The sequence below is a fragment of the Ruegeria sp. AA3 genome (genome assembly GCF_056542905.1).
In genome coordinates, this window is sequence record NZ_JBQGAQ010000026.1 from 1 (window position 1) to 6,057 (window position 6,057).

Sequence of the window (6,057 nt, forward strand, 5' to 3'; positions counted from 1 at the left end):
GCCAGAAGCGTGGCGGTCTCAATCAGGGTGACAACATCTTCTGTGATAATCTTGTGACTTTGAGCAACACCGTTCGCATCAAAAACGCGGGCCTTGATGGCGAGGTCCCCATCGCCCTGCTGTCCGTCATGAGACTCCCAGGTGACAACAAAACCCCCATTGGCGAGGGCTGTCACACTCGGGTTCTGTTGCCAGCCATTGGTGAATTCATTGACCAGGAATTCACTGACAACCTCATCGCCATTCTCATTGAAAATGCGGGCCTTGATGGCAGTACCGGACGTATCCCCTTGCTGCTGGTCCTCAGACATCCAGGTGACAACAAAATGGCCATTGGTGAGCGCTGTAATACTCGGGTATACTTGCCAGCTATCGGTGAATTCATTGACCAGGAACTCACTGACAATCTCATCGCCATTCTCATTGAAAATACGGGCCTTGATGGCAGAAGCGGACGCATCCCCTTGCTGCTGGTCATGAGACCCCCAGGTGACAACAAAACCCCCATTGGCGAGGGCTGTCACACTCGGGTCCTCTTGCCAGAAGTTGATGAATTCGTTGACACGGAACTCACTGACAATCTCATCGCCATTCTCATTGAAAATACGAGCCTTGACGGCAGACCAAGACGTATCCCCGTGCTGTTGGTCCCAAGAATGCCAGGTGACGACAAAATGGCCATTGGCGAGCGCTGTAACGCTCGAGTATAGTTGCGCGTCATTGGTGTATTCATTGACCAGGAATTCACTGACAATCTCATCGCCATTTGCATCGAAAATGCGGGCCTTGATGGCAGAACTGGACGTATCCCCTTGCTGCCCGTCAAGAGAATGCCAGGTGACGACGAAATGGCCATTGGCAAGGGCTGTCACGCTCGGCCAGCCTTGCATGTCATGGGTAACTTCATTGACCGGGAACTGACTGACAATCTCATTACCATCCGTATCAAAAATACGGGCCTTGATGTCAAAACCAGACGGATGCCCTTGCTCCTGATCATTGGACGGCCATGTGACGACGAAATGGCCATTGGCGAGCTCGGTAACGCTGGGGGTCAATTGACTACCATTAGTAGACTCATTCACCAGAAATTCACTGACAATCTCCACACCATTCTCATTGAGAATACGGGCCTTGATGGCAGTTTCAGACGTATCGCCCGGCTGTCCATCATCAGACTGCCAGGTGACGACGAAATGGCCATTGGCGAGAGCGGTAACACTCGGGTCGCTTTGAGAGCCATCGGTGAAGTCATTGACCAGGAACTCACTCGGATCAACAGTATCATCAGCCGCGACAGGTGCATCATTGGCCGGGGTAACATCAAGCACAAAGGTGTCGCTGGCCGAAAGAGACCCGTCGCTGGCCGTCACCATCACGTTGACTGTTCCATTGAAGTCCTGGGGCGGTGTGCCCGAGAAACTCCCCGCAACCGCATCAAACTCCAACCAGCCAGGCAGGGCCGCACCATCCGCAAGCGTCGCGCTTAAGGTCAGCGCATCGCCATCAACATCCGTGAATGCATTGGCCGGTAATACAAAGCTCACAGATTGATCTTCTGCTGAAAACTGATGAGGCAATGCAAGTGCCAGAACGGGTGCATTGTTCATTACGGTCATTCCTTTATCCAATTCAAGCTGTGAGCAATTGAGATGATCTCATTTGCATGCTGTACATGTGAGTGATGAGTGAAAACCTGTTGTTATTGTACTGGCTAACGTTCCAAAGTTTTACTGATTGGGTTCCGCTGCGCGATTGACCGCGAATACGTCCAGCCAATTCGTCCCGCATCCAACACTGGATCCAGATCGCTGAATTGGAAAATACCATGATTCTATATTTGAATAGGAAAAGGCTATGGTGGGGTCTGCACCTGTCAGACTGTTACTTTGTCAATACGGCCTGAGCAAACAGTCGCCACAAGCACCATTATCGCACCAGAAGTCTGCAATGGTCTTCTGGTCAGGGCGAGTTGCCCAGTCAACCACATCAGTTCGACGTTCCGCCCTGCATTACGTTCTAACCAATGGCCGTGCCTGGCTCACCCAAACACTGACCGCTATCGCAAACGGGCATAAACAGTCCAACATCAGCAGCCTGATGCCCTGGAATTACGCCACAGACCTGTAATCGGTGCACCGCCTTCACTTTATCCTGAAAATGACGCAGAAATCTCAGCGGCCCAATGCATGTACCGGCTGCTGTTCTCCGCCGTCCCTGAGGCCCTGGTTCAGACCTGCATCGTGCATCTGGTGCGCTATGCACTGCGCAGCTCTCTCGGCAGATGAAGTGGCCGAAACATCTGCCCGTGCGGCTCAAAACCTGTGACTGAGGGCAAATCCAATGTAGGGATTGGGGTCACCGCCTTGTGCGCGATATCCCGCGTTAAACAGAATTTCCGGTCCGGGCGCTTCTGAAGCAAGCTGATAGGTCAGGCCAATATCTATCGGCCGCACTGAAGATGTAATCTGCACAGTTTGAGAGCTTCTTGTCACGCCCGCGCTTTCCTGACCGGCCACTGCTGCAACCCTGTCCCGGGGGAGGTCGATTGAAATCTCACCAGAGGAGATCTGGAGCGGACTGGATATCGACAAGCGCATCGTGCCTGGGCTGCCGAGAAAGCGTTTCTTGCTGATTGAGACGCTGCCGGCACGCCCCGTCAGGCTTTTGCCGCCAGTGACCAGGCCTGCCTGTTTGAAATCTGTCCTGCTTTGCGTGCCCGATACCGTCAGGAGCGTGCCCTGCCCGACCGCAACAGATCCGGATATTTCCAAGAACGAGGTAGAGCTGCGTCCGCCCTGACCCGCGGCTCCCATAAAGCGGGATCCAAGGACTGTGCCGTTTTCTTCTATGAGGCCGAACTGGGCAGAAAGGCCTGACCCATCTTTGTCTTTTGCTTCAAGCCCTATGCTGGTCCTTGAGAAGGAGCCCGTGGATGATCCGACCGCGTGGTCAGTAATAAGGGCCAGCGCTTGTGTGAGTTCAAACTTGTGCCTGAATGAGTAGTCTTCTGTCAGAAGCTGTCCAAATGGATCTGCGTCTGGATCTATGTCGCCGAGAGTTATCTCATAGGAGAACACATCCCCATCAAAACGGAGACCTGTTCCGTGATCTGAACGCATGAGTGTGAGGCTGTCGCTGGCCTTTGTTTCCCGTACGAAGGTGGGGCGGGGTCTTGGCGCCTTGAGTTCGGAGACCAGGGCACTGGCAGCAAGCTCAAATCCGCGCGTATACGCATCTGCAACCATCAGGGTCTGCCCTGCGAGGGCCTGGTTGAGGGCTGGCGCCAGGGCGCCGCTGGCGACGATGCCCGTTTCGGCGAGAGGGATCACTTCGCCCTCGATGGTGTTCCCCTGGTAGACGACAAGCTCACCCATAGGAAGCATGGCGCGTTCCAGATTGAGGAGGCCCTGCCCGTAGATCGGGTCAACACCCGGCTCACCGAGATCTTCGGCTGCCGCGAACATAATCTCAGCGATTACGGGTGCTGTCAGGTGTGGCCACTGGCTCTTCAATACGGCATAGGCGCCAGTGACATAGGCGTCTGCAATGGATGTTCCGTTCAAGTGAGTGAAGCCGTTGCCGTTGGGGATGATAATGACACCTGCGCCTGGCGCAGCGAGGCAAAAGTGCATTGCGACGCCACAGTGGTTGGAGGAGTGCCATAGGCTCTTGTCTTCACGGACAGCAACGACGGCGATGAAGTAACCGAGATAATCGTGCAGCACGACCGGAATGCCTGCAGTGACTGAGACGTCGGGCAGGCCGCCGTTGCCTGCGCCAAAAACGGTCATCAAGTCTTCGGATTTGGCTCTATTCAGGGCGGTGATGGTTTTGTCGCCAAGAAATTCTTTGAGATTTTTGCTATTTTCGTCCGGAGTTTCAGTTGTGAAATCCGTGATTGGCATTTCGACGATGAAATCATCGACAATTTTGGTTCGACCCCAGCTGTTGTTCATGACATGCGCACCAGCGTCAATTGCGCGGTTTATGGCATCAGCCCATATGCTCTCGATCGGAATCGTAAATTCGGTGTAGTCGCCCCGTTTTCTTATTCCATTGAAGATGACAAGCTCGGATTCAAAGGCAACGCCGTGCAGGCCTTGACCGTTTTTCCTGCCTGCAGCGATGTTGGCAACATGCGTGCCATGACCGGAACGGCCATGACCGTCAGGTTCAGAAATATCGTCGGGGTCTCCGACAAAGTAAGAGTGGCTGTTCTCAAAGTCGATTTTCCCTTCGAATTCTGGACTGTCGAGATCGATGCCACTGTCCAGGATTGCAATCTTTATGCCCTGTCCTCGCCAGCCTTGAGCGTATTTTTCATCGGCTCCAATCAGAGACAGAGCATAGTTTGCGTTGAATTCTTCGGTCCGGAAGAAAGCGGGATTGTCCGGACCGGGGCCTGGGTTGGGACCGGGGCCTGGGTTGGGACCGGGGCCTGGGTTGGGGCCCGGGTTTGGAGTGCCGGGACCTGGGCTTGGATTTGGACTGGGGTTTGGAGAAGGTGATGGGCTGGGACCTGGGTTTGGAATACCGGTGCCTGGATTTGGGCCGGAGCCTGTCTCAGAGTCTCCACCACCACCGCCTGCGAGAGAAGCTGCAAGCCCAACTGCGGCGAGCCCAAGGGCGATCGAACCAATTCCGAAGGTCTCCCCTGTGCTTAGCTCCGAAAGAGAAAAACTACGGGTGTCTGGTGCCCGGTCTAAGGTTTGGTTGAGGTAGTCCTCCATAATCGCTGGTCGGCTCAGGAGGATGTACTTGCGTGCATCCTCGAAGGTTGATGGATCGCGCGCATGCTCACTGACGAGGAATTGCAAGGCCTGTTGATTTGAATAGGAGGTGAGTTGATCCGAGTAGATACTCGCCGCGACGGAGGTGGCAAAGGTGACAATGGCCGTCGTGGTCAGGGCTAACGTCTTAAACAGGCGCATGATGATTGCTATTCTTTAGCTGTTAGATTGTAACTGCTCGGTTGCGACCGCGCGCCGTTGATACCGATGAACCGCCCGACCCACCCGGCTCGCAAGTAACAAGCTGAATGTATTGCGGATATTGAGGATTGCTGACCGATCATTCGGTGGGCGGGCCATTCGTTTCCTGCCCAACTTTAGAACCCAGTTACTGTATTGTGAAATACTCCGATCCTATGTTTGAATAGACATCGGCTATGGTGCGGCCTGCGCACGCCATGAGATCAGTGGCAGGAGCTTCACCACCTCAACCCAGACGAAAAGACCGAGCGATTGAAGCCGGATCAATCCAAATTAAGGCGGTCCGAAATCCAAAATAATTCGATCCGGTCTACCGCCCTTGAAGACCCAGGATTCAGATAGCTCAGGATGCGCATAGATACCCGCGAGCGCCCAGCCAAGCGCGTAATCCTTTTCCACCACGTGCGGGGTAAGGCCCTGCGTACTGGCAAGTCCAAGGATTTCGCGCTTATCGATCATGCGGGGCGTCCTTCATCCAGCTATCCGGCACACGCAAGCGCCAACGTGTGATGAGACGCGGACACTCCAAAGACGGGTCCAGCTTGGCATGCCCCTTGGTGAGATGCTTGCGCGCTTTGCGGGCAACTATTCCGCCCTTTTCGTGGCGTTCAGCAAGAAAACCGAGCCGCTTGAAGACCGCGCCGTTTCCGTGGCACAAAGCGTAGTCGATCAACAGATCAGGGTTGCAATCAGGCCGCTGTAGGTAGCGATCAAAACACTCCGAGACATGTTGAATGCCCCCGCCAACCCGGGGATCATCGAGCATATCGATGATTGTGCGGTTAATATCAGACACCGGAATACGGGTCTGGCCACGCCAAACCGTTTTCGTCCCGAATATCATCTCATTCTTGATGTGCTTGAGTGTAAAGACCGCACCCTGCCGCTCGACTGTCCGGGCGGCAACCGAGCGGGCCGAAAACACAAGAACATCGCCAAATATCTGTTCGGTGAGGTCCCAATGCTCGGCAGCGGTCCGTCCCCCAATGTAACATGGCTCAAATAGCGTCGGCACAAGAATCCAAGGGTCCTGCAAGACCTGCCTCGCATCGAGAAGATCAAG

Annotated in this window: 4 protein-coding genes and 1 pseudogene; 1 reads left to right on the top strand and 4 read right to left on the bottom strand. The window is 54.4% G+C overall.

Annotation, left to right across the window (positions count from 1 at the left end; genetic code table 11):
• A partial coding sequence (locus ACR0JR_RS22100; RefSeq protein ID WP_480458180.1) for a putative Ig domain-containing protein occupies positions 1 to 1,580 on the bottom strand: 1,580 nt, incomplete at its 3' end.
• A 451-nt stretch (positions 1,581 to 2,031) separates the two neighbouring features.
• On the opposite strand from ACR0JR_RS22100, the pseudogene ACR0JR_RS22105 reads away from it, so the two are divergent.
• A pseudogene (locus ACR0JR_RS22105) lies at positions 2,032 to 2,130 on the top strand (transposase domain-containing protein); the annotation flags it as partial.
• 185 nt (positions 2,131 to 2,315) lie between these two features.
• On the opposite strand, the gene ACR0JR_RS22110 reads toward ACR0JR_RS22105, so the two are convergent.
• From ACR0JR_RS22110 to ACR0JR_RS22120, 3 genes are all read right to left on the bottom strand, one after another.
• Positions 2,316 to 4,934, bottom strand: a complete 2,619-nt coding sequence (locus ACR0JR_RS22110; protein ID WP_480458182.1) for a S8 family peptidase — start codon at positions 4,932 to 4,934, stop codon at positions 2,316 to 2,318.
• 333 nt (positions 4,935 to 5,267) lie between these two features.
• Positions 5,268 to 5,453: a hypothetical protein gene (locus tag ACR0JR_RS22115; RefSeq protein WP_480423916.1), complete on the bottom strand. Its 186-nt coding sequence runs from the start codon at positions 5,451 to 5,453 to the stop codon at positions 5,268 to 5,270.
• Positions 5,443 to 6,057 (bottom strand): type IV toxin-antitoxin system AbiEi family antitoxin domain-containing protein (locus tag ACR0JR_RS22120; RefSeq protein ID WP_480458183.1); only part of this gene is annotated, 615 nt, incomplete at its 5' end. The genes ACR0JR_RS22120 and ACR0JR_RS22115, both read right to left, overlap by 11 nt.

Bases quoted from the DNA above. Each gene is read 5' to 3' on its own strand.
- ACR0JR_RS22115 (WP_480423916.1), bottom strand. From the start codon at position 5,453: ATGATCGATAAGCGCGAAATCCTTGGACTTGCCAGTACGCAGGGCCTT.
- ACR0JR_RS22110 (WP_480458182.1), bottom strand. From the start codon at position 4,934: ATGCGCCTGTTTAAGACGTTAGCCCTGACCACGACGGCCATTGTCACC.